This window comes from Nocardioides sp. WG-D5, from assembly GCF_054031175.1.
Genome location: NZ_CM132928.1, coordinates 965,795 through 988,543 on the forward strand (window position 1 = coordinate 965,795; position 22,749 = coordinate 988,543).

Below are 22,749 nucleotides of genomic sequence, written 5' to 3' on the forward strand. Positions count from 1 at the left end.
CATGAATTCCGACTGGTGGGCTGACGCCGCCGTTTACCAGATCTATCCCCGAAGCTTCGCCGACTCCGGCGACGACGGCCTGGGCGACCTCCGCGGCGTCACGTCCCGCGTCCCCTACCTGAGCTCGCTCGGCGTCGACGCAGTATGGCTGAGCCCGTTCTACCCGTCGGCGCTCGCCGATGGCGGCTACGACGTCGACGACTACCGAGACGTGGATCCGCGACTCGGCACCCTGGACGACTTCGACGAGATGGTCGCCGCGCTCCACGGCGCCGGCATCAGGGTGATCATCGACCTCGTCCCCAACCACACCTCCGACCGGCACGATTGGTTCACCGAGGCCCTGGCCGCCCCCCAGGGATCGCCGGCTCGTGACCGGTACATCTTTCGCGACGGCACCGGACCAGGCGGAGCCAACCCACCGTCGGACTGGCAGTCGATCTTCGGCGGGTCAGCCTGGGCTCGGGTGCCGGACGGGCAGTGGTATCTGCACATGTTCGCGCCTGAGCAGCCCGACCTGAACTGGGACAACCCCGAGGTGCGTGCCGACTTCCTCACCACGCTGCGGTTCTGGGCCGACCGTGGCGTCGATGGATTCCGCATCGATGTCGCCCACGGCCTCACGAAAGACCTCACCGAGCCGTTCACGCCCACGGCGGAGCTCCCCGACCTGGCCGATGCCGAGGGTTCCCATCCGTTGTGGGACCGTGATGAGGTCCACGGAATCTACGCTGAGTGGCGTCGCATCTTCGACGAGTACGACTCGCCGCGGATGGCGGTGGCCGAGGCCTGCGTGGCGCCGGCACGTAGGCCTCGGTACGTACGCGCCGACGGGCTCCATCAGGCCTTCAACTTCGATCTTCTCGAGGCGGCCTGGGACGCCGAGGAGTTCCGGGCCCGCATCGACCGACAGGTCACCGACACCGAGAGCGTCGGCGCCTCCGCCACGTGGGTCCTGTCGAACCACGATGTCGTACGGCACGCGACTCGTTACGGGCTACCCGGTGCCGAGGACGATCCGCGGGGGACCGCCGCCGCATGGCTGCTCAGCGACGGCACCGTGCCACCGCTCGACCGCGAGCTCGGGCTTCGGCGTGCCCGGGCCGCGACCCTGCTCACCTTGGCTCTGCCCGGCTCGGTCTACCTGTACCAGGGCGAAGAGCTCGGCCTCCACGAGGTGGGGAACCTGCCGACGGAACTCATCCACGATCCCGAGTTCCACCGCTCCGGTGGCTCACGGAAGGGACGCGACGGCTGTCGCGTACCGATTCCATGGACTCCCGATCGGCCGTCGTTCGGCTTCTCGCGCGGGACTGCGCATCTTCCACAGCCCGATTGGTTCGCCGAGAGCTCCGTAGCCGCCGAGGAGACCGATCCCCACTCGACGCTCGAGATGTACCGGCGTGCGTTGGCACTCCGGTCGAAGCTGCGCGGTCGCGGCTTCGCGTGGCGAGCTGAGAACCGGCCTGAGGTGCTCCACTTCGCTCGGCCCCAGGGCTGGGACTGCATCACCAACTTCGGATCACGGCCGGTGCCTCTGCCGGAAGGAACCATCCTCTTCGCCAGCTCACCGATCGAGGGTCACCTGCTGCCGCCGGACACGACGGTGTGGTTCCTCAGCGGCGAGACGCCGAGCTGATTCCCGGATCCGGCTGGGAACTGTTAGGGGTCCGGCGTGGTTGAGCCTGGTGTGAGGCTCTCCATGCTGGACCGCTCCCGTACGCGGACGGGCTATCCCGAAGGCGCTGCGCTGACCCACACGATCGAGCGGGCGGTGGCCGCCGAGCGGCTCGGCTACCACCGGTTCTGGGTCGCCGAGCACCATGCGGTGCCGGGGATCGCGTCGGGGGCGCCGCCGGTGCTGATCGGTGCGCTCGGCGCGCACACCTCCACGATCCGGCTCGGGTCGGGCGGGGTGATGCTGCCGCACCACCAGCCGCTGGTCGTGGCCGAGCAGTTCCTCATGCTCGACGCGCTCTACCCCGGCCGCATCGACCTCGGCCTGGGGCGCACGCTGGGCTTCACCGCACCCGTACGCCGCGCCCTGCGCCAGGATCTCGACGACCCGGACACCTTCGCCGAGGACATCGAGGAGCTCCGCGGCTACCTCGACCGCACCGCGGCGGTCACCGCGCGGCCTGCGGCCGCCCAGCAGATCCCGATGTTCGTGCTCGCGACCGGGCACGGTGTCGCGCTCGCCTCGAAGCTCGGCCTGCCGGTGGTCGTGGGCGGTCCGGTGCTCGACAGCCCTCGGCTGGACGAGGTCCTCGGGGCGTACCGGAAGGACTTCCGGCCCTCTTCGCGGGCTGCCGAGCCCTCGGTGATGGTCTCCGTCGACGTGCTCGTCGCCGACACCGACGCCGAGGCCGCCGAGCTCGCGCTGCCGGAGGCATGGGCGATGGCCCGGTCGCGGCAGACCGGCGAGTTCGGTCCGCTCGAGCCGGTCGCGGCGATCCGGTCGCAGACCTGGTCGAACCAGCTCCGTGAGCGGGTCGAGGCGCATCTCGCCCGGACCACCGCCGGCTCCGCCGACACCGTCCGGCGCCGCCTCGACCGGCTGGCCGAGACCACCGGAGCCGACGAGCTCCTCGCCTTCACCTCGACCTACGACCGCGACGCCCAGCTCGCCTCCGACGCCGCGCTCGCCCAGATCATGACCGCGGGGATCATCACCGCGGTTCCGAACCAGAGCTGAGCATGTGGGCGGCCTCCAGGAGGAGGCGGCCGAGCTCGGCCTGGCGCGGGGGCGCGAGGCGGGCCTCGATGCCGGTGATGCTCAGCGCACCGTAGGGCTGCCCGTGGGCGTCGAAGACGGCGGCGCCCAGGCCCCAGCTGCCGACCACGATCAGGCCGGGGTTGACCGCGAAGCCGCGCTCGCGGGTCGCGGCGATGCGCTTCCGCAGAGCGGACGCCGAGTGCTCCTCGCCGTAGGCGGGCACGAGGTCGGTGCGGGCGAGGTAGGCCTCGCGGCGCGACTCGGGCATGAGCGCCAGGATCGCCAGGCCGGCCGAGGCGACGCCGAGCGGGAACCGGATGCCCTCGTGGAGCACGTGGGAGCGGATCGGGAAGCTGCCGTCCTCGCGCAGGACGCAGACGGTCTCGTCGCCACGCCGGATGGAGAAGAACGCGCTCTCCCCCGTCTCGCGGGCGATGCGCAGCACCGCTGCCCGGGCCGCCGGCGTGATGTCGTGGCGGGTGGTCGCGGCGGCGCCGAGCAGGAAGCACTCCGGCCCCAGGTGCCAGGCGCCGGTGGTGTTGTCGCGCTCGACCAGCCCCTCCTCCTGCAGCGTGCTCAGCAGCCGGTGGGCGGTCGGGCGCGGGATGGCGGCGGTCGTCGCGAGCTGGGTGGTCGTCGCGCCTTCCGGCTCGCGCGCGGCGAGCAGCCGCAGCAGGTGCGCGCTGCGGCGGATCACGCTGGGACCGGGTTCCATGAGACGTACGATAGACGACGTCCACTCAGTGAACGCCTCTGCGGCAGTGGGGTCGTTCAACGAAAGATCGAGCGTGAACTCGCGATCATCTATTGACCGAGCGACGGACCCGCCCTTGACTGATCGTCATGGACAAGGTCATCTCCTCAGCCGCCGAGGCGGTCGCGGACATCCCGAACGGAGCGACCCTCACGGTCGGCGGCTTCGGGTTGTGCGGCATCCCCTCGGTGCTCATCAACGCAATCCTCGAGGCGGGCGTGACCGACCTCGAGGTGGTCTCCAACAACGCGGGCGTCGACGACTGGGGCCTGGGCCTGCTGCTCGGCGCCGGGCGCCTGCGCCGGGTCGTCGCGTCGTACGTCGGTGAGAACAAGGAGTTCGCGCGGCAGTACCTCTCCGGCGACCTCGAGGTCGAGCTGACCCCGCAGGGCACGCTGGCCGAGCGGATGCGCGCGGGCGGCTCCGGCATCGCCGCGTTCTACACCCGCACCGGCGTCGGCACTCAGGTGGCGCAGGGCGGGCTGCCGTGGAAGTACGACGACGCCGGCAACGTCATCAAGACCTCGCCGGAGAAGCCGGTGATGACCTTCGAGACCCGCAACGGCGAGCAGGAGTTCGTGCTCGAGGAGGCGATCGTCGCCGACTTCGGCATCGTCCGCGCGTGGAAGGGCGACCGCCACGGCAACCTCCTGTTCAAGGACTCCGCCCGCAACTTCAACCCGCTGGCCGCGATGGCCGGCCAGATCACGATCGCGGAGGTCGAGGAGCTCGTCGAGCCCGGCGAGATCCCGCCGAACGACGTCCACCTCCCCGGGGTCTACGTCCACCGTGTCGTGCCCCTGACCCCCGAACAGGCCGCCGACAAGCGCATCGAGAAGAGGACGGTCCGCTGAGATGGCATGGACACGTGAAGAGATGGCCGCCCGCGCCGCCGCGGAGCTCTCCGACGGCGACTACGTCAACCTCGGGATCGGGCTGCCGACGCTGGTGCCCAACTACGTCCCCGACGACGTCGAGCTGGTGCTGCAGAGCGAGAACGGCATCCTCGGCACCGGCGCCTACCCGACCGAGGACGCCGTCGACCCCGACCTGATCAACGCGGGCAAGGAGACGGTCACCGTCCGCAAGGGGGCGAGCTTCTTCGACTCGGCCACCAGCTTCGGGATGATCCGCTCCGGCAAGATCGACGCCGCGATCCTCGGGGCCATGCAGGTCTCGAAGGGCGGCGACCTGGCCAACTGGATGATCCCCGGCAAGATGGTCAAAGGCATGGGCGGCGCGATGGACCTCGTCCACGGCGCCAAGAAGGTCGTCGTGCTGATGGAGCACGTCGCCCGCGACGGCTCCTACAAGATCGTCGAGGAGTGCTCGCTCCCCTACACCGGCCTCGGTGTGGTGCAGCGCATCATCACCGACCTGTGCGTCCTCGACATCACTCCCGAGGGCCTGCGCCTCGTCGAGCTCGCCCCGGGTGTCACGCTCAACGAGGTCGAGGAGAAGACCGAGCCGCCGATCCTCCGCTGACCGCCGAGAGGTCAGCCGCGTCGGCCGAGACGTCACGGGTGTGACGTCTCGGCCGACGTACGTGACGGCTCGGCATGTCTGCGACAATGTCCGGCGTGGATCTGAGGGTGGTGCGGCCGACGCGCGGGAGCGTGTGGCTGGCGCTGCTCGCGGCGGTGGAGATCACCACCGGGTCCAGCCTGGCCCACCTGGCCGGCGGCGGGGAGCTGCCGGACGCGTTGTGGCTGGTGGCGACGGCTTTCGCTGCCTTCGGAGCAGGCGTCGTGGTGCTGCAGCGACGAGTCGGGATCGTCCTGGGGGCGGTGCTGGCCGGGGCGGCGCAGCTGGGGATGCACGAGGCCTTCGAGGCGTACGCAGCCCCGGCCGCCCACGCGCACTCGACCGGCGGGGGCGACTCCTCGATGCTGGTCGCGCACGCCGCGGCCGCGGTGCTCACCGTCGTCGTCTGGCTGCTGCACCGCCGGGCCTGGCAGGTCATCTCCCGGGCGCTCACGACGCCGCGGACCCCGATCCCGCTCCGTCTTCTCCCCCTGACGCAGACGATCGTTCTGCGCAACCACCTGTGGACGTACGTCGCTGCCGGCCGCGGGCCGCCGGTCCTCGCCTGAGGACCCGACCCGACACCCGGGCACCCGCGCCCGACCATGCAGACACTCCACAGAAAGCATCAACCATGTCTCGACGTACCCTCGCGCGCCTCGGCGCGCCCGCCATCGCTGCCGCGGCCATCACGTTCCTGGTCGCCGCCCCGGCCTCCGCGCACGTTACGGTCACCCCGACCGAGACAGCCGCCGGCGCCTACACGGTGCTGACCTTCAGCGTCGGCCACGGCTGCGAAGGCTCCCCGACCAACAAGATCACCATCCAGGTGCCGGAGGGGATCAACACGGTCACCCCCACGCGCCAGCCGTTCTACGACGTGAAGGTCACCACCGAGAAGCTCGCCGAGCCGATCAAGGACGCCCACGGCAACGAGCTGACCGAGCGCGACGCGACCATCGTCTACACCGCGAAGACCCCGCTGCCCGACGGCCAGCGCGACGCCTTCGAGGTCTCCCTGCAGCTGCCGGAGAAGGAGGGCACCCTCGCCTTTCCGACGGTCCAGACCTGCGAGAAGGGCGAGACCGCCTGGATCGAGGAGACCCCCGAGGGTGCCACGGAGGAGCCCGAGAGCCCGGCCCCGTCCTTCGAGGTCACCGCGGCGGAGGCCGAGGACGGCCACGGCCACGGCGCCGAGGAGTCCGCGGAGAAGGCCGAGCCGGCCGCTGCCGTGGAGACCGAGGACGACGACAGCAACCTGTGGGGCGGTGTCGGCGCCGGCGCCGGCATCCTCGGCCTGATCGCGGGCTCGACCGCCCTCGCGCTGGGGCGTCGTAAGGCGTGAGTGCTCCCCTGACGCGCCGGCCCGGCCCCGACCACCGGGGCCCGGGCCGGCGCGGCCTGGTTCGGCTGCTGGTGGTGCTTGCTGCCGCTGCGTACGCGGTCATGCTCGGCATCTCCCCCGCACAGGCGCACGCCTCGCTGATCGGCACCGACCCCGAGGAGGGGGCGGTCCTCGAACAAGCGCCGGAGACGATCACCTTCACCTTCGACGAGGCGGTGACGCTGCCTCCGGCGGGCGTGACGGTCTACGACGCGAAGGGTCAGGAGGTGACCTCCGAGGCGACCGCGAGCGGCACCGAGATGGAGATCGCGCTCGCGAAGGCGAGCAGCCTCGGCGACGGCACCTACGTCGTCGCCTGGCGGGCGGTCTCCGCCGACGGCCACCCGATCTCGGGCTCGCTGACCTTCGCGGTCGGTGCCCCGAGCCTCAGCGTCGCCCCGCCGCCGTCCACGGAGCCGTCGCGGGCGACGGCCGTGATCCACGGGGTCCTCCAGTTCCTCCAGTACGCAGCATTGCTGCTGGTCGTGGGCCTGGTCTGGTTCCGCGCGGTGATCGTCGGGGAGCACCGCGTCCCCGACCGCGCCATCACCCGGGTCCAGCGCGTCCAGATCCTCGCCGGCATGGTCGCCGTGGTCGCGCTGGTGGCCCTGGCACCGGCCAGCGGTGCACTGCAGAGCGAGAGCGGACCGGGCGCGATCCTCACCTTCGACGCCTGGTCGCCGGCCTCGGTCGGCAAGGAGTGGCTCAGCGCGCTGGTCGGGATCCTCGGCATCGCGGCCGCGCTCGCCCTGCGCGAACGTCCTCGCCTGGCCGCCGCCGCCGGACTGGTCGCGATCTGCGCACCGGCCCTGGTCGGCCACTCGCGCGCGGTCGTACCCGCCTGGCTGGTCACGATCACCGACGTCCTCCACCTCGTCGCCGGTGCGCTCTGGCTCGGCGGTCTGGTCGGTCTCGCGCTGACCCTGCCGCTGATCACCCGGCGCGGCGCGGTCGCGGCCGAGATCGTCACCCGCTTCTCCACGCTCGCGGCCGCGTCCCTGGCCGCGCTCGCGGTCTCCGGGGTGCTGATGGGCTGGCGGATCCTCGGCTCCTGGGACAACCTGCTCAACAGCACCTACGGCACGCTGCTGATGACCAAGATCGCCCTGGTCGTCGCGGTCGCGGTGATGGCGGCCGGCAACCGGCTGCTGGTCCTCCCCCGCGTCCGCCAGGCGGCCGGCCACGACGACACCGTCGAGGCGGGCTCGATGCTGCGCCGCGCGGTGCTGATGGAGGCGGGCGTGCTCGTCGTCGTCCTCGGCGTCACCGGCTTCCTGGTCGACCAGCCGCCCCAGGCGGGCGCCGGCTCGACCGGGGCCGGCACGGCCGCGGTCGCGCGGACCAACACCCAGGCCGCGGAGCTCGGTGACGACCACCGGGTCTACGCGACCCTGACCCCCGCGGGTCCGGGACCGAACGTGCTCCGGCTGCAGATCCAGGACGCGGCCGGCGAGCCGGTCGAGGCGGCCGCGGTCCCGACCGCCAAGCTGCGCTCGGGCGACGTCGACCTGGGCAGTCTCGGCCTGCGGTCGGTCGGCGCAGGCACCTGGGAGGCCGACGTCGTGCTGCCCAAGGGCGGCACCTGGGAGGCCACCGTCGGGCTGCGGCTCGGTGAGTTCGAGAGCCCGCTGGGCGTGCTGGAGTTCCCCGTCAGACAGTGACCGTCAGACAGTGACCGGGAGCCGGAGCGTGTGGATCATCCCGTCGACGCGCGCCTGCACGAAGAAGACGTAGTCACCCGCCTTCGGCGGCTTCACGTGGATGCCGAGGCGGGTGCCGTCCTCGCCGTTCTCGGGGCCGCCGAGCGGGTGCAGGTGGATGACCTCGCCGGTCTCGCGGCTGAACGCGGTGACGTGGGCGTAGACGCCGAGGTAGGTGCCGAGGTTGACCGGCTTGCCGGCCGGGTCGGAGAGCAGGACACCGATCTCCTGGTCGATCCCGGGCTTCGGGGTCTCCTCCAGCGCGGCGATCACGGTGCCGTCGTCGGAGCCCGGTACGTCCACCTCGGCCGGCCCCGCGACCTCCGCCGTCGCGCCGAGCATCGCCTGGTCCCCCTTGCCGTCGGGGGTCCGGGCGGCGAACTCGACGACCACCCGGTAGGTGCCGCCGGCCGGCAGGGTCAGGTCGCCGGACCAGGCACCGGGCTCACCCTGGGTCGGGTGCAGGTGGCGGAAGACCTCCAGGTCGTCGCGGACGACGTAGAGGTGGAGGTCCTTGGTCTGCTCCTCGATGTAGTCGGTGACGGGGTCACCGTCCTTGGTGATCGTGAAGCTCACCGTGCCCGGGGTGCCCGCCTCGGCCGGCAGCCGGACGTCACCGAGCGTGTAGCCGCCCGCGGTCGCAGACGTGCCGTCGGCGCCCTCGATCTCGGTCACGACCGTCGCCACGCTCGGGGTCGAGGTGGGGTCGGCTGCCTCCGGCTCGCCGCCGCAGGCGATCAGGGTGACCGCAAGACCGAGACACAGAACGACAGCAGCAATTCCGACACGCACGGGTAAAGGGTGTCATGGCGCTGGTCAGAACCCGACACCAGGATTGAGAATCCCCAGCGGGTCCAGGGCCGCCTTGATCCGGTGCTGGACGTCGATCGAGTCGGCCCCGAGCTCGGGCTCGAGCCAGCTGCGCTTGAGCCGGCCGACCCCGTGCTCGCCGGTGGTGGTGCCACCGAGCTCGAGGGCGAGCCCGAAGATCTCGTCGCCCGCGGCGGTCTCCGCCGGCGGCATCACGCCCGGGACGTCACCGGGCGAAGGGTCCCAGCCGATGACCGGGTGGAGGTTGCCGTCGCCGGCGTGGGCGAGGGTGTAGATGCGTACGCCGTGGCGGTCCGCGATCCCGGAGATCCGCTCCACCGCCTCGGCGAGCCGGGAGCGGGGCACGCAGATGTCCTCGATGAAAAAGGCACCCTCGGCCTCGATGGCCGGCAGGACCTGACGACGGGTCGCGACGAGACGGTCGGAGGAGTCCTCGTCGACACCCTGCTCGATCCAGGTGGCCTCCTTGCCGAGCACGGCCGCGATCGCCTCGATCTCCGACTCCGCCGCGGGCCCGTCGGCCTGGGCGATCACCAGCGCATCACCGCGGACGGCATACGAGGTGCCCGCGAACCGGTCGATCGCCTCGAGACAGCGCCGGTCGATGAGCTCCAGCATCGACGGCAGCCGCCGGGCGGCGGCGACCCCGGCACAGGCGCGTGCGGCCGCCGCCACCGAGGCGTACGCAGCGGACGCCGTCAGCGTGGAGACCGGCCGTGGCCTGAGCCTCAGGGTCGCCCCGACGACGACGCCCAGGGTGCCCTCCGAGCCGACGAAGAGGGCGGTGAGGTCGAGCCCGGCGACGCCCTTCATGGTGCGCCGGCCGGTGTGGATCAGGGTGCCGTCGGCGAGGACGACGTCGAGGCCCAGGACCGCCTCCCGGGTGACGCCGTACTTCACGCACCGCAGCCCGCCGGCGTTGGTCGCGATGTTGCCGCCGATCGAGCAGATCGCCGCGGAGGCCGGGTCGGGTGCGTACCTCAGGCCCGCCTCGGCGGCCGCCGCGTCCAGCCGTGCGGTGAGCACACCGGGCTCGACGACCGCCAGCTCGTCGACCGGGTCGAGCTCGAGGATCCGGTCCATCGCGGACAGGTCGACGACGAGGTGACCGGCGCCGGCCACCGCTCCCCCGGCCAGCCCGGTGCCCGTGCCCCGCGGGACGACCGGCACCCGGTGTGCCGAGGCCACCCGCATCGCCGCCTGGACGTCCGCGACGCTGTGGGCCCTCACCACGGCGAGCGGGAGACCGGCGGCGACCGATCCGGACCGGTCGGTCGAGGCGGCCAGCAGCGAGAGCTCGTCGGTCACCACCTCGGAGACGCTGGCGGAGAGGTCGTCGACCAGGGAAGGCTGTGACTCCGTCGTCATCGCGCCATTGTGTCGTCCGGCCGACGTCCTTGACCACGATTTGCACACCCGTTCGGCGTTACCGATACGCTTTACCTCGAGGGGAGTACCTCACCAAGTTCATTCCGGTCAGTACGTCGGTGCCGACACCGTCCCGGAATGACACCCCGATCCGGGGTGAGGGAGACCTCAGACGTTTCATCGACACGCCTGAGGACCCTGCATGCTGCATTCCATCGCCACGCCCACCCTGTGGGCCGTCACCATCGCCGCCGTCGTGGTGCTGATCGCCCTCGACTTCGTCCTGACCCGCAAGCCCCACGACGTCTCCATGAAGGAGGCCATCGGCTGGTCGGCCTTCTACATCGCGCTTCCGCTCGCCTTCGGCGTCTGGGTCTGGAACGCCCACGGCAGCCAGACCGGGTTCGAGTACTACACCGGCTACATCGTCGAGAAGTCGCTCAGCGTCGACAACCTGTTCGTCTTCATGCTGCTGCTCGCGGCCTTCGCGGTGCCACGCCACCTGCAGCAGAAGGTGCTGCTCTTCGGCATCGTCGGCGCGCTCGTGCTGCGCGGCATCTTCATCGCCCTGGGCGCCGCGGCGCTGTCCCAGTGGGACATCGTCTTCCTGATCTTCGGTGCGATCCTGCTGGTCACCGCCGCGAAGATCTTCATCGAGGCGCTGCAGGGCCACGACCAGAAGGTCGACCCCGACGAGATGCTGGCCGTACGCATCGGCCGCAAGATCGGCCTGAAGCCGATGGCCATCGTGGTGCTCGCCATCTTCGCCACCGACATCATCTTCGCGATCGACTCGGTGCCGGCGGTTTACGGCATCACCGGCGACCCCTACCTCGTCTTCGCCACCAACGCGTTCGCCCTGCTCGGCCTGCGAGCCCTCTACTTCGTGCTCGAGGGCGCGCTGTCCAAGCTGGTCCACCTCTCCTACGGTCTGGCCGCGATCCTCGCCTTCATCGGCGTGAAGCTCGGCCTGCACTGGGCCCACGGCCACTGGGACGGTGTCCCGGTCGTGCCGACGTGGCTCTCGCTGGTGATCATCGTCGGCATCCTCGCCGTCACGGTCACCACCAGCCTGATCGCCTCCGCGCGCACGGAGGCTCAGGAGGAGACCAAGGACCTGGAGAAGACGAACAAGTAGGCGACCGTGTTGGTCTCGACACGCTCGGCCGCGGGCGGCCTCGCGGCTCGACCGACGGGCCATCCCGTCGGTCGAGCCGGACTCGTGAGGAACGAACGAGTCCGTGTCGAGACCAACACAGTCCCGACCGGGGTCAGTCCAGCGCGAGTCCCTCCGCCGGGCTGACCCTGGTGGCCCGCTTGGAGGGCACCACGCAGGAGACCAGGCCGGCCACGCCGGCGACGACCACGACACCGATCAGCTGCAGCACCGGCGGGTCGAAGCTGGCGTCGGGCAGCATGTCACCGATGAGGATCTCGCTGCCGCCCCAGGCGAAGAAGACGCCCAGCGCCGTGCCGACCACGGCGGCGACCGCGGAGAGCAGCACCGCCTCGGCGGCCAGCGTCCGCCGCAGCTGACGCTTGGTCAGGCCCAGGGCCCGCAGCAGCGCGTGCTCACGACCACGCTCGAGCACCGAGAGGCCCAGGGTGTTGGCGATGCCCGCCAGCGCGATCAGCACCGAGATCGCCAGCAGCCCGATCACCGCCCAGGTGAACACGTCCAGCTGGAGCTCGACCCAGGCACGCTGAGCCTTGCCGTTGATCAGCTCGGCGTCCGGCGCGAGCACCCCGAGTGCCCCCGCCAGGTCCTCCGGGTCGGCTCCGGCGTCGGCGCGGACCCAGACGGCGTACGTCTGCGGGTCGGCGGTCAGCTCGCGCAGCGTGGCCGCGGAGATCTGCGCGGCACCGTCGATCTCGCGTACGTCCAGGGTCACGGTGACCCTCCGGTCACCGACGACCAGCTCGACCTTCTCCCCCGACGCCTCGAAGGAGTCCTCCACGAAGGTCGAGGCGGCGACCGGCGAGACCACCATCGTGCCCGGCTTCACGGTGAGGTCCTTCATCGCGATGTCGCCCGCGGGCGGGGCGACGACCGGCACCGGGACGGGCTTGCCGTCGGCCTCGACCGAGGCCAGCGCACCCGGTACGGCGACCGCGTCCGCGACGCCCGGGACCGCCTTCGCGTCCCCGAGGACCGAGTCGGCCAGCGGTGCGGACTCGGCCTGCAGCGCGATGTCGATCGGGTGCTGCTTCGCCATCTCGTCCAGCGTGGCGGCCCGGATGGTGTTCATCCCGGTGAGTACGCCGGTGGTGAGCGTGACGCCGACCAGCAGCGAGGCCGCGGTGGCGGCGGTGCGCTTCGGGTTGCGTCCGGCGTTGGCCGCGGCCAGCTTCGCCGGCGATCCGGCGACCCGCGCCAGGGCCGACCCGGCGATCCGCACCAGACCCGGCACCAGGGCCGGTCCGAGGAGCATCACGCCGATGAACGTGACCCCGCAGCCGACCAGCACGATCAGCATCCCGGTCTGCGCGTCGTCCCAGCCGACGGCCACGAAGATGATCGCGATACCGGCCAGGGTCGCGAGACCGCCCAGCCCGAGCCGGAACATGCCGGCGCCGCGCACGTCGAAGCCCTCCTGCGGGCGCAGCGCGGCCAGCGGGCTGAGCCGCATCAGGCGGCGGGTGGGCAGCCAGGAGGCGACCAGCGTGGTGAGGGTGCCGAGGACGAAGGCGCTGAGGAGCCACGGCCACTCCAGCGAGACGTCGCCCAGCGGCGCGGTCTCGGCGAGCTGCCGCACCACCGCGACGATCCCCCAGCCGAGGACGGCGCCGACGACCAGGCCGAGCAGCGAGGCGAGCAGGCCGAGGGCGAGCGCCTCGCGGCGTACCGACCTCAGGACCTGGCGCTTCGTGGCGCCCATCGCCCGCAGCAGCGCGAAGTCGCGCATCCGCTGGGCGAACAGGATCGAGAAGGTGTTGGTGATGACCAGCACGGAGACGAACAGCGCGATGAAGGCGAAGATCAGGACCATGTACGCGACGACGTTGACCTCCTTGTTGAGCTGGGTCTGCAGCTCGGTGAGGTAGTCGTCGGTGTTCATCCACTTGTCGGCCTCGTCGCCGGTGCCGGCGGTCATCACGGTCTGGACGTACTGGTTCTTCCAGCCCTGCATCTCGGGCCAGGTGACGTAGACCGGCGCGGACCACATCGACGGTGCGTCCACGAGACCGACCACGGTCGTCTCGACCGCCGACTTCCCGGTGCCGACCTTCAGGGTGTCGCCGATGGCGACCTTGTTGGTCTTGGCGGCGTTGGCGTCGACGACGGCCTCGCCGGCGCGGGTCGGGAACCGGCCCGACTCGAGCTCCTGCCACTGCCAGCGCTTCTCGGTGGAGACCGCGCCGACCATGATCTCCTGGCCGAGCATGGTCTTCTCGGTCCGGACCGGCTGCATCGAGGCGGCCAGCGCCCAGCCGCCCTTCTCGACGTACTTCTCGGTGACCTCCTCGCTCGGGAAGTCGACCGCACCGACCGCGTTCCGGAACGGCGCGTCGATGCCGGCGAACAGGCCGGACTTCGTCGCCGAGGTCAGCGCGTTGGTGACCACGATCAGCGCGACCGCGGCGACGACCGCCACCACGGCCGCGGCGTATCGGCGGGCGTAGGTTCGCAGGGATGCGAACAACACCGTCCGCATCAGCGCGTCACCCCTTCGATGTGCCCGTCCTTGACGGTGACGATCTCGTCGGCGTACGCAGCGGCGGAGGCCTCGTGGGTCACCATGACCACGGTCTGGCCGAGCTCGCGGACGCTGCGCCGGAGGTGGTCGAGCACCTCGGCCGAGGTATCGGAGTCGAGGTTTCCGGTGGGCTCGTCGGCGAACAGGATCGCGGGCTGGGTGACGAGCGCACGGGCGATCGCCACGCGCTGCTGCTGGCCGCCGGATAGCTCGGAGGGCTTGTGGCCCAGGCGCTTGCCGATGCCGAGGGTGTCGGCGATCATCTGCGCCCGGGCGCGGGTCTCGTCGGTCACCCGCTTGCCGGCCAGCTCCAGCGGGAGCTGGATGTTCTGGCCGGCGGTCAGCATCGGCAGCAGGTTGAACGCCTGGAAGACGAAGCCGACGTTCTCCCGGCGGAAGACGGTCAGCTGGTCGTCGTTGAGGTTCTCCAGCGGCTGGCCCGCGACCACCACCTCACCCGAGGTCGGACGGTCCAGCCCGGCCAGGCAGTGCATCAGCGTCGACTTGCCCGAGCCGCTCGGGCCCATGATCGCGGTGAAGGCGCCGCGGCGGATCTCGAGGTCGACCCCGCGCAGCGCATGCACCTCGGTGGCACCCTTGCCGTAGGTCTTGGTCAGGCCCACCGCTCGGGCGGCGGCCGTCATCGTGGGAACAGAGGTCTGTGTCATGCCCCAGAGCCTCTCGTCGCGAGGCGTCAGCCCACATCGGGCTGGGGGCTGATCCCGGCGTACGACCTGGGGTTGATCGGCAAGGGTCGGCTCAGGGTCATCCCCGGGTCAACGTCACTCCGTCGGCCAGGCGGTAGGGGTTGGTCGAGACCAGGGCGCCGATCGAGCGGCGCAGCCGGGAGACCTCGGCACGGACGGTGACGATGTGCTCGGCGTCGCCGAAGACGGCCTCGCTGAGCCCGCGGGCGGTGAGGCCCTGTGGACCGGCCCGGTCCACGAGGGTGAGGATCTCGACGTGGCGCCGGGTCAGCGTCGTGCGCCAGCTGCCCGACTCCGAGACGACCTCCAGGGTGCCGTCCGGATCGAGCCGGGCGGTCAGATTTCCCGAGCCGGACGAGGTGGGCCGGACCAGCCAACCCCGCTCGCCGACCCGCTCGGGCAGGCACAGGCCCAGGCCCGGGACGGTCAGCATCTTGTCCCGCCGGGGTGCCGCGATCCGGTCGCGGGCGGCCATGCCGGCGTGGTGGGCGACCCAGCCGTCGTCGTCGACGACCAGCAGCGGCCCCTCGACGGCGGAGACGACATGGTCGGTCTCGCGGCGCAGCCGCTCGAGCCACTCCTGGTGGTGGCGCCACAGGCTCATCTCGGCCAGGCGCACCGCGCTCTCGACCAGGGCGCCGATCGCCGGGTGCAGGGTCAGCGCGGGCCCGCTGACGTCGACGACACCGAGCAGTGCTCCGGTGCGGGGGTCGTGGATCGGGGCGGCGGTGCAGTACCAGGGATGCTGGGCCTGCTCGAAGTGCTCCGCGGAGAAGAGCTCGACCGGGGCCGCCTCCGCCAGTGCCGTGCCGATGGCGTTGGTGCCGACCGCGCGCTCGGTCCACAGCGCGCCCTCGACGAAGCCGAGCTGGTCGGCGATCTTGAGCACCCGCGCCGACCCCTCGCGCCACAGCACCACACCCTCGGCGTCGGTGACCACCATCAGGTACGTCGCAGCATCCGCCGCCGAGGTCAGCACCGCCCGCAGGTCGCCGATCACCGTCGCCAGCGGCGAGCGGGCTCTCCTGGCCGCGCACTCGGCCGCTGACGGCGTACGTCGGCCGTTGCTGCTGCCGGGCTCCAGGCCCATGCTCATCACGCGGCGCCAGGAGCGCTCGACCAGGATCCTGGGTGTGCTCGGCGGGCGGCTGCCGGACAGGACGGCGTCGTGGACGCGTACGAGGTCGCGGGCGAGGCGCGGCAGGTCTGCTCCCGCCGGCACTGCTCCGGTCACTGTCATCTGGCGTCCACCTCCGCCTCCGAGGGTAGGTGCATTGCTGTGACCCGCGCCACATGCAATCCGTTGCAACCCTTTCTCCGGCGCCCGCGCGGCGGTGTGCTGGTGCCATGACGCAGACACTCGAACCCCCTCCCGCGGCCGTGCAGAGCGGTCCGGCGCAGACCTGGCTCACCGACTTCGAAGCCGCCCTGAAGGCGCGCGACATCCCCCGGGCCGCCGGCATGTTCGCCACCAAGAGCTTCTGGCGCGACCTGGTCGCCTTCTCCTGGAACATCACCACCGTCGAGGACCCCACCGGGGTCACCGACCTGCTCTCGGCCACGCTGGAACGGGTCGATCCCTCCGGCTTCGCGCTCGAGGAGCCCGAGACGACCGCGGACGGGGTGACCACCGCGTGGTTCACGTTCGAGACCGCCATCGGCCGCGGCCGCGGGCTGCTGCGGCTCAAGGTCGAGAGTGACCGCCCCAAGGCATGGACCTTCCTGACCACGCTCTACGAGCTCAAGGGCCACGAGGAGCCCCGCGGCGAACGTCGCCCGAAGGGTGCCGAGCACGGCGTCAACCGCGACCGGGTCACCTGGGCCGAGAAGCGGCAGGCCGAGGCGGAGACGCTGGGCCTGACCGAGCAGCCGTACGTGGTGGTCATCGGTGGCGGGCAGGGCGGCATCGCGCTCGGTGCGCGGCTGCGCCAGCTCGGCGTGCCGTCGCTCGTGATCGACCGCTACGAGCGGCCCGGTGACCAGTGGCGCGGCCGCTACAAGTCGCTGTGCCTGCACGACCCGGTCTGGTACGACCACCTGCCCTACCTGAAGTTCCCCGACAACTGGCCGGTCTTCGCGCCCAAGGACAAGATCGGCGACTGGCTGGAGTCCTACGTCAAGGTGATGGAGGTGCCGTACTGGTCCTCGACCACGGCGACCAGCGCCTCCTACTCCGATGAGGACGGGGAGTGGACGGTCAACGTCACGCGTGGCGGGGAGGAGATCACCCTCCACCCGAAGCAGCTCATCATGGCCACCGGGATGTCGGGCAAGCCGAACATCCCCGACCTGCCCGGCATGGACATCTTCGAGGGCGAGCAGCACCACTCCTCCCAGCACCCAGGTCCGGATGCGTACGAGGGCAAGCGGGTGGTCGTGATCGGATCCAACAACTCCGCCTTCGACATCTGCGGCGCGCTGTTCGAGCACGGCGCCGACGTGACGATGGTGCAGCGGTCCTCGACCCACATCGTGAAGAGCGACACCCTGATGGACATCGGCCTCGGCGACCTCTACTCCGAGCGCGCGGTCGCCTCCGGGATGACCACGGAGAAGGCCGACCTGGTCTTCGCCTCGCTCCCCTACCGGATCATGCACGAGTTCCAGATCCCGCTCTACCAGCAGATGGCCGAACGCGACGCCGACTTCTACGCACGCCTGGAGAAGGCCGGGTTCCGGCACGACTGGGGCGACGACGGCTCGGGGCTGTTCATGAAGTACCTGCGCCGCGGCTCGGGCTACTACATCGACGTGGGCTCGGCCGAGCTGGTCGCCGACGGGTCGGTCAAGCTCGCGCAGGGCCAGGTCTCGCATCTGACCTCGTCCGCCGTCGTTCTCGAGGACGGCACCGAGCTCCCCGCCGACCTGGTCGTGTACGCCACCGGCTACGGCTCCATGAACGGCTGGGCCGCCGACCTGATCAGCCAGGAGGTCGCCGATCGCGTCGGGAAGTGCTGGGGCCTGGGCTCCGACACCACCAAGGACCCCGGCCCCTGGGAGGGCGAGCAGCGCAACATGTGGAAGCCGACCCAGCAGGAGGCGCTGTGGTTCCACGGCGGCAACCTGCACCAGTCGCGCCACTACTCGCTCTACCTCGCGCTGCAGCTCAAGGCCCGGTTCGAGGGGATCGAGACGCCGGTCTACAACCTGGCGCCGGTGCATCATCTGTCCTAGCTGGCCCGGTGGTCGAGCCTGTCGAGACCATCTCTCACGGGACAGGTGATGCCCCGGTGGTCGAGCTTGTCGAGACCACGCGTCCCGAACCGTTTCTTCGGGGCTGGTCTGGGCCGCCGACCCTTTCCTGAGGGTCTTCTCGATCTGGTCCGGCGTCAAGGACGCCCTGCGGGCGCCGGCTTCGCCGGCCGCCTTCGGCGGTCCTGGACTCCGGACCAGATCGAGAAAAGATTGGCTGGCTATCGGGGCGGCGGCCCCGGTGTGGCGCAGCGAATTCGCTCCCGGGATAGATGGTGCTGGCGGGTGGAATGGTGGCCCTTCGGGCCACTTATCATCCACAGGAACGATGTCGTCCGCTCGTCGCAAAATGGCGCATGACCTGCAGAAATAGATGGCTCGAGGCGCCTTGAAGGAGTAGAATCAGACCCATCACAGCACACCTCTGAAGGGAGGACAGTGATGAGTCTCGGCCACGAGATCGACCCCTGGGGCACCAACCCCGGTGATGCGATCGACGCTGCGCTGAGTGCCATCGAGTCCTCCCTTCACGACCTGCTGGCCAGTGACCCTGTCTACTGGCGCACCGGACAGAAGAAAGACCTCCTCGAGCGGCTGGAGAAACTCCAGGCCCAGCAGGCCGCGTTGAAGCTACGCGTGCTCGCCTCGGCTGGTGATATCGCCGAGGAGACCGGTGCCAAGGACGCCTCCGGGTGGCTGCAGACCGAACTGCTGGTCGACAAAGCTGTGGCCCGGTCCCAGATCAAACTCGCGGCCAGTGTCGCGAAGTACGACCTGGTCGCTGCTGGTCTGGCCGAAGGTGTGGTGTCCCAGGACAAGGCCCGGGTGATCACGAAGGCCCTCGACGCGATCGAGGCCGACCCCGCTGCCAGTGCCGAGGACCTGGTCCTCGCGGAGAAGCTCCTGGTGGACTACGCCAGCCGGTTGACTGCGAACGAGTTGGCGATCGTCGGGAAACGGATCCTCGCCGAGATCGACCCAGCACGGTTCGAGCAGGCTGAGGCCAAAGTCCTCCACCGCGAGGAGGAACACGCCCAGCGGCGCACCATCTTCCAGGCCCGTGACAACGGCGACGGCACCATCGACATCCACGCCCGGGTCTCCCGAGCCGTCGGGATGCGGTTGCGTACGATCCTGGACTCGCTGGCCCAGCCGAGGAAGCTGTCGGCTCAGGACAAGGGCATCAAAGCGCCCTACGACCGGCTGCTCGGCCAGGCCTTCGCCCGGGTGATCGAGACCTACGACGTCGACCAGCTCCCCCGCCACGGTGGCCATGCAACCACGGTGTTCATCACGATGAGCGTCGATCAGCTCCGTGCCGACCTCGGCACCGCCGCCCTCGGGTTCGACGGGGACCAGATCACCGCCGCCGAAGCCCGCAGGATGGCCTGCAACGCCGACCTCATCCCCGTCGTCCTCGGCACCGACTCCGAAATCCTCGACCTGGGCCGCACCACCCGGTTGGCGCATCCGATCCAACACCGAGCCCTGCGTCTACGAGATCAAGGCTGCCAAGCCGAAGACTGCGACGCCCCCGCCGCCTGGACCGAAGCACATCACCTGCAACCGTGGTCCGAAGGTGGGAGAACCGACCTCGCCAACATGGTCCTGTTGTGTGGCAGTGACCACCGACGGATCCACGACCCCAACTACGGATACGAACGACTCCCGGACGGGCAGATCCGGTTCACCCGGCCTACCTGAAACGCAATGACGGTCCCTTGTGAAGGATTCACAAGGTGTCATCGTCTAGTAAAAGCCGAGGAAACGCGTCTGCCTGCCCGGAGCACTGGCCGGATCTCCAAGCCCGTGCCGAAGCCAAGTCTCGCTGCGCCAAACTGCCGCCGCCGACCCGATAGCCAGCCAAAATTCTCGGCGGAGCCCGGTGTCAAGGATCGCCGAAGGCGACCGGCGAAGCCGGCGGCCGCAGGCCGTCCTTGACACCGGGATCCGCCGAGAACACCCTCCGTAACGGGTCGGCGGCCACCAGCCCATGAACAACGGTCAGAACGAATCGGCAACGACGAGCAGTCCCCAGCCACACGGAGCCGACCAATTGAACGGCTCGCCCAAGGGACTAACGGCCTACGAGGCCGGTCTCGTAGGCCAGCACCACGAGCTGGACGCGGTCACGAGAACCGGTCTTGGCCAGCAGCCGGCCGACGTGGGTCTTCACGGTCGCCTCGGCGACCACGAAGGTCTCGGCGATCTCGGTGTTGGACAGGCCGCGGCCGACCAGGGTGAGCACCTCGCGCTCGCGCTCGGTCAGCACCGCCAGCCGCTGCTCGGCAGCGGCGGGCGTGCTGGTCGAGGGCGCGGAAGCGGCGAAGTGCTCCAGCAGTCGCCGGGTGGTACTGGGCGCGACGACCGAGTCGCCGGCGTGCACGGTGCGGATCGCAGTGAGCAGGTCCTCGGGGCGGGCGTCCTTGAGCAGGAACGCCGCGGCGCCCGCCCGGATCGCGGCGAAGGCGTACTCGTCCAGGTCGAAGGTGGTCAGCACGATCACCCTCGGTGCGTCCTCGCGGCCGGCGATCAGGCCGGTCGCCTCGACCCCGTCCATGCGCGGCATGCGTACGTCCATCAGGACCACGTCCGCCTCGGTGCCGCCGTGGGCGAGCGCGGCGACGGCCTCCTGGCCGTCGCCGGCCTCGCCGACGACGCTGAGGTCGGGCTGCGAGTCGATGAGCATCCGGAAGCCGGCTCGCACGAGCTCCTGGTCATCGACGAGAAGGACACGGATCGTCGTGGAGCCAGTCATAGCGGCATCCTTGCGTAGACGCGGAAGCCGCCGCCCGCCGCCGGGCCGGTCTCGAGCGTTCCGTCGTGGGCGGTGATCCGCTCCTCCATCCCGACCAGGCCGAGACCGCCGGACTCGCGCGCATCGGCGGCGGCACCCCGGCCGTCGTCGGTGACCTCGATCTCCAGGCTGCCGCTCCCGGCCGTCACGGTGACCTTGGCCGCGGCGCCCGGACCGGCATGCTTGCGTACGTTGCTGAGCGACTCCTGCACCACCCGGAAGGCGGTCAGCGCGATCCCTTCGGGCACGGCGAGGCCGGGCTCGGGGAGGGTCGCGGTCAGCTCCATCCCACCAGCCCGGGTCTCCTCGACGAGCGTCGCGATGTCGCCCAGCCGCGGCTGAGGGCGGGTCAGGGCGTCGCCGTCGCGCAGCAGACCGAGCAGCTGCCGCATCTCGGTCAGTGCCTCGCGCGCGGTCTGGGCGACGGTCACCAGCGCCTTGGGCGCCAGGGTCGGATCCTGCTCGGCCGCGTAGCGCGCGCCGTCGGCCTGCACCACGATCACGCTCAGCCCGTGGGCCACCACGTCGTGCATCTCGCGCGCGATCCGGGCCCGCTCCTGGGTCGCCCCGAGCTCGGCGCGCTGCTCGGCCTCGCGGCGCAGCTGCTCGTTGCGCTGGATCAGGGAGTCGACGTACGCCGCTCTGGTGCGGGCCAGGGCGCCCAGCGCCCAGGCGGCGACCGGGAAGGTGGCGAGCGAGAGCGCGACCGGGACGTACGTGCTCCAGTTGATGCCGTCCTGCGGCTCGGTGGAGGTGGTGTCGACGGAGCTCATCCAGTCGTGGGTGCCGAGGACGGAGCCGAAGAGGCCCACCGCGAGCGCGGCCAGTCCCCAGCGCGGGCTGGCGTAGCGGGCCACCGAGTAGACCGCGATCGGGTAGGAGACCTGCGAGACCAGCGGATAGTCGATGAGGAGCACCTGCAGGCCGCAGGCGCCGGCCACGATCGCGTAGACGATCACCGGATGCCGGCGGCGCCACAGCAGGGGTACGAGCTGGACCACCACGAGCACGAGATCGGCGACGTGGCTGCTGCTGTCGACGTCCTTCGCGGCGCCACCGTTCAGCATGACCTGGATCGCGTAGAACGGGATGATCAGGAACAGGGTGCCGGCGAGCAGTACGTCGAACCACCATCGCCCACGCGGGCCGAGCCGCCAGGGGCGTACCAACTCCTCCACAGGGCCACCGTAGAGGAGCCGAGGCGGCCGCGACGTCAGCCCGGGGACGGATGTCATGGTCAGACCCCGGGCGGACTAGAATCCAGAGGCTGGCAATGGATCTGGCATGGGTTACTGGGTTGGATGACTGGGGTTGGAGGACTCGTGGAGGCAGTGCGCTACGTCGCGATCGGTGACTCGTTCACGGAGGGAGTCGGCGACGAGACCCCGGACGGTCACGTACGCGGCTGGGCCGACCTGGTCGCCCAGGGGTGGGCGGCGTCGGGGACCCGGGTGGAGTACGCCAACCTCGCCATCCGCGGGCGCCTCATCCGCCCGATCGTCGAGGAGCAGCTTCCCGCCGCGCTCGCGCTGAAGCCGACCCACCTCTCCTTCAACGGCGGCGGCAACGACATGCTCCGCCCGAAGGCCGACGCCAACGCGATCGCCGACTACCTCCAGCCCGTGCTCGAGGCCTGCGACGCCAACGGGATCACCCTGATCCTGCTCTCCGGCGCGAACCCGTCGGCCCGCCTCCCGCTCGGCAAGGTCTTCCAGCGCCGCGGCGACGAGCTCGTCGACCTGGTCGAGCAGCGGGTCGCCCACCGTGACGACATCGTGCGCGCCTACAACTGGCCCGACACCACCCTCACCGACGGCCGCTTCTGGAGCGAGGACCGCCTGCACATGAACGCCCGTGGCCACCACCGCGTCGCCGCCCGCGTCCTCGACTCGCTCGGCGTCGAGGTCCCCGAGGGCTGGTGGGACCTCGACTTCGAGGCCGCTGCGGGCAAGAAGGGTCTGGCCTACTACCGCGAGTTCGTCGGCCCGTGGATCCACCGCCGCCTCACCGGCCGGTCCTCCGGCGACGGCCGTACCGCCAAGTTCCCGACCTGGACCGCGATCGCCGACTGACGGCCG

The 22,749-nt window shown here is 70.7% G+C and carries 19 protein-coding genes; 11 read left to right on the forward strand and 8 right to left on the reverse strand.

The window, feature by feature from the left end; all coding sequences use genetic code 11:
* The first annotated feature begins 1 nt into the window (after position 1).
* Together ACWZJV_RS04775 and ACWZJV_RS04780 are read left to right on the forward strand one after the other, a co-directional pair.
* Positions 2 to 1,639 carry a glycoside hydrolase family 13 protein gene (locus ACWZJV_RS04775; protein ID WP_457180393.1) on the forward strand — a complete coding sequence of 546 codons (1,638 nt, stop codon included), beginning with the start codon at positions 2 to 4 and terminating at the stop codon, positions 1,637 to 1,639.
* A gap of 36 nt (positions 1,640 to 1,675) precedes the next feature.
* Complete coding sequence (locus ACWZJV_RS04780) at positions 1,676 to 2,695, forward strand: LLM class flavin-dependent oxidoreductase (protein WP_457180394.1); 1,020 nt, start codon at positions 1,676 to 1,678, stop codon at positions 2,693 to 2,695.
* On the opposite strand, the gene ACWZJV_RS04785 is transcribed toward ACWZJV_RS04780, so the two are convergent.
* Positions 2,670 to 3,431, reverse strand: a complete 762-nt coding sequence (locus ACWZJV_RS04785) for an IclR family transcriptional regulator (RefSeq protein ID WP_008358023.1) — start codon at positions 3,429 to 3,431, stop codon at positions 2,670 to 2,672. The two genes, ACWZJV_RS04780 and ACWZJV_RS04785, sit on opposite strands and share 26 nt — an antisense overlap.
* Positions 3,432 to 3,559: 128 nt before the next feature.
* Here ACWZJV_RS04785 and ACWZJV_RS04790 point away from each other — a divergent pair, with 128 nt between their 5' ends.
* The 5 genes from ACWZJV_RS04790 to ACWZJV_RS04810 all read left to right on the forward strand — a co-directional run bounded on the left by ACWZJV_RS04790 (position 3,560) and on the right by ACWZJV_RS04810 (position 8,039).
* A complete protein-coding gene (locus ACWZJV_RS04790; protein WP_008358026.1) occupies positions 3,560 to 4,324 on the forward strand; it encodes a CoA transferase subunit A in 765 nt (254 codons plus the stop codon).
* Position 4,325: 1 nt separating this feature from the next.
* The gene (locus ACWZJV_RS04795) at positions 4,326 to 4,955 is read left to right on the forward strand and encodes a 3-oxoacid CoA-transferase subunit B (protein ID WP_008358027.1); all 630 of its coding nucleotides are present in this window, start codon (positions 4,326 to 4,328) and stop codon (positions 4,953 to 4,955) included.
* A gap of 86 nt (positions 4,956 to 5,041) precedes the next feature.
* Positions 5,042 to 5,563, forward strand: a complete 522-nt coding sequence (locus ACWZJV_RS04800; protein ID WP_457181931.1) for a cell division protein FtsQ — start codon at positions 5,042 to 5,044, stop codon at positions 5,561 to 5,563.
* 65 nt (positions 5,564 to 5,628) lie between these two features.
* The gene (locus ACWZJV_RS04805) at positions 5,629 to 6,339 is read left to right on the forward strand and encodes a YcnI family copper-binding membrane protein (RefSeq protein WP_457180395.1); all 711 of its coding nucleotides are present in this window, start codon (positions 5,629 to 5,631) and stop codon (positions 6,337 to 6,339) included.
* The gene (locus tag ACWZJV_RS04810) at positions 6,336 to 8,039 is read left to right on the forward strand and encodes a copper resistance CopC/CopD family protein (RefSeq protein ID WP_457180396.1); all 1,704 of its coding nucleotides are present in this window, start codon (positions 6,336 to 6,338) and stop codon (positions 8,037 to 8,039) included. Before ACWZJV_RS04805 ends, ACWZJV_RS04810 begins: the two co-directional genes overlap by 4 nt.
* Positions 8,040 to 8,042: 3 nt before the next feature.
* On the opposite strand, the gene ACWZJV_RS04815 is transcribed toward ACWZJV_RS04810, so the two are convergent.
* Together ACWZJV_RS04815 and ACWZJV_RS04820 are read right to left on the reverse strand one after the other, a co-directional pair.
* The gene (locus tag ACWZJV_RS04815) at positions 8,043 to 8,870 is read right to left on the reverse strand and encodes a hypothetical protein (RefSeq protein WP_457180397.1); all 828 of its coding nucleotides are present in this window, start codon (positions 8,868 to 8,870) and stop codon (positions 8,043 to 8,045) included.
* A 24-nt stretch (positions 8,871 to 8,894) separates the two neighbouring features.
* Positions 8,895 to 10,277, reverse strand: a complete 1,383-nt coding sequence (locus tag ACWZJV_RS04820; RefSeq protein WP_457180398.1) for an FAD-binding oxidoreductase — start codon at positions 10,275 to 10,277, stop codon at positions 8,895 to 8,897.
* A 202-nt stretch (positions 10,278 to 10,479) separates the two neighbouring features.
* Between ACWZJV_RS04820 and ACWZJV_RS04825 the strand changes: the two genes are divergently transcribed.
* The gene (locus ACWZJV_RS04825; RefSeq protein WP_457180399.1) at positions 10,480 to 11,415 is read left to right on the forward strand and encodes a TerC family protein; all 936 of its coding nucleotides are present in this window, start codon (positions 10,480 to 10,482) and stop codon (positions 11,413 to 11,415) included.
* Between the two features lie 133 nt (positions 11,416 to 11,548).
* Here the strand turns inward: ACWZJV_RS04825 and ACWZJV_RS04830 are convergent, their stop codons facing one another.
* The 3 genes from ACWZJV_RS04830 to ACWZJV_RS04840 form a co-directional block, all read right to left on the reverse strand.
* Positions 11,549 to 13,933: an ABC transporter permease gene (locus ACWZJV_RS04830; protein ID WP_457180400.1), complete on the reverse strand. Its 2,385-nt coding sequence runs from the start codon at positions 13,931 to 13,933 to the stop codon at positions 11,549 to 11,551.
* Positions 13,933 to 14,643: an ABC transporter ATP-binding protein gene (locus ACWZJV_RS04835; protein WP_457180401.1), complete on the reverse strand. Its 711-nt coding sequence runs from the start codon at positions 14,641 to 14,643 to the stop codon at positions 13,933 to 13,935. Before ACWZJV_RS04835 ends, ACWZJV_RS04830 begins: the two co-directional genes overlap by 1 nt.
* Positions 14,644 to 14,740: 97 nt before the next feature.
* On the reverse strand, positions 14,741 to 15,922 hold the full coding sequence (locus tag ACWZJV_RS04840) for a GAF domain-containing protein (RefSeq protein ID WP_457180402.1): 1,182 nt from the start codon (positions 15,920 to 15,922) through the stop codon (positions 14,741 to 14,743).
* A gap of 107 nt (positions 15,923 to 16,029) precedes the next feature.
* On the opposite strand from ACWZJV_RS04840, the gene ACWZJV_RS04845 reads away from it, so the two are divergent.
* Entirely contained in the window at positions 16,030 to 17,856 is a 1,827-nt protein-coding gene (locus ACWZJV_RS04845; protein WP_457180403.1) for a flavin-containing monooxygenase, read from the forward strand.
* Between the two features lie 459 nt (positions 17,857 to 18,315).
* Positions 18,316 to 19,578: a DUF222 domain-containing protein gene (locus ACWZJV_RS04850; protein WP_457180404.1), complete on the forward strand. Its 1,263-nt coding sequence runs from the start codon at positions 18,316 to 18,318 to the stop codon at positions 19,576 to 19,578.
* A 373-nt stretch (positions 19,579 to 19,951) separates the two neighbouring features.
* On the opposite strand, the gene ACWZJV_RS04855 is transcribed toward ACWZJV_RS04850, so the two are convergent.
* Together ACWZJV_RS04855 and ACWZJV_RS04860 are read right to left on the reverse strand one after the other, a co-directional pair.
* Positions 19,952 to 20,632, reverse strand: a complete 681-nt coding sequence (locus ACWZJV_RS04855; protein ID WP_457180405.1) for a response regulator — start codon at positions 20,630 to 20,632, stop codon at positions 19,952 to 19,954.
* Positions 20,629 to 21,849 (reverse strand): sensor histidine kinase, encoded by a 1,221-nt coding sequence (locus ACWZJV_RS04860; RefSeq protein ID WP_457180406.1) that lies wholly within the window; start codon positions 21,847 to 21,849, stop codon positions 20,629 to 20,631. The genes ACWZJV_RS04855 and ACWZJV_RS04860 overlap by 4 nt, the downstream gene beginning before the upstream one ends.
* Before the next feature lie 144 nt (positions 21,850 to 21,993).
* Between ACWZJV_RS04860 and ACWZJV_RS04865 the strand changes: the two genes are divergently transcribed.
* Positions 21,994 to 22,743 carry an SGNH/GDSL hydrolase family protein gene (locus ACWZJV_RS04865; RefSeq protein ID WP_457180407.1) on the forward strand — a complete coding sequence of 250 codons (750 nt, stop codon included), beginning with the start codon at positions 21,994 to 21,996 and terminating at the stop codon, positions 22,741 to 22,743.
* Positions 22,744 to 22,749: the final 6 nt, after the last annotated feature.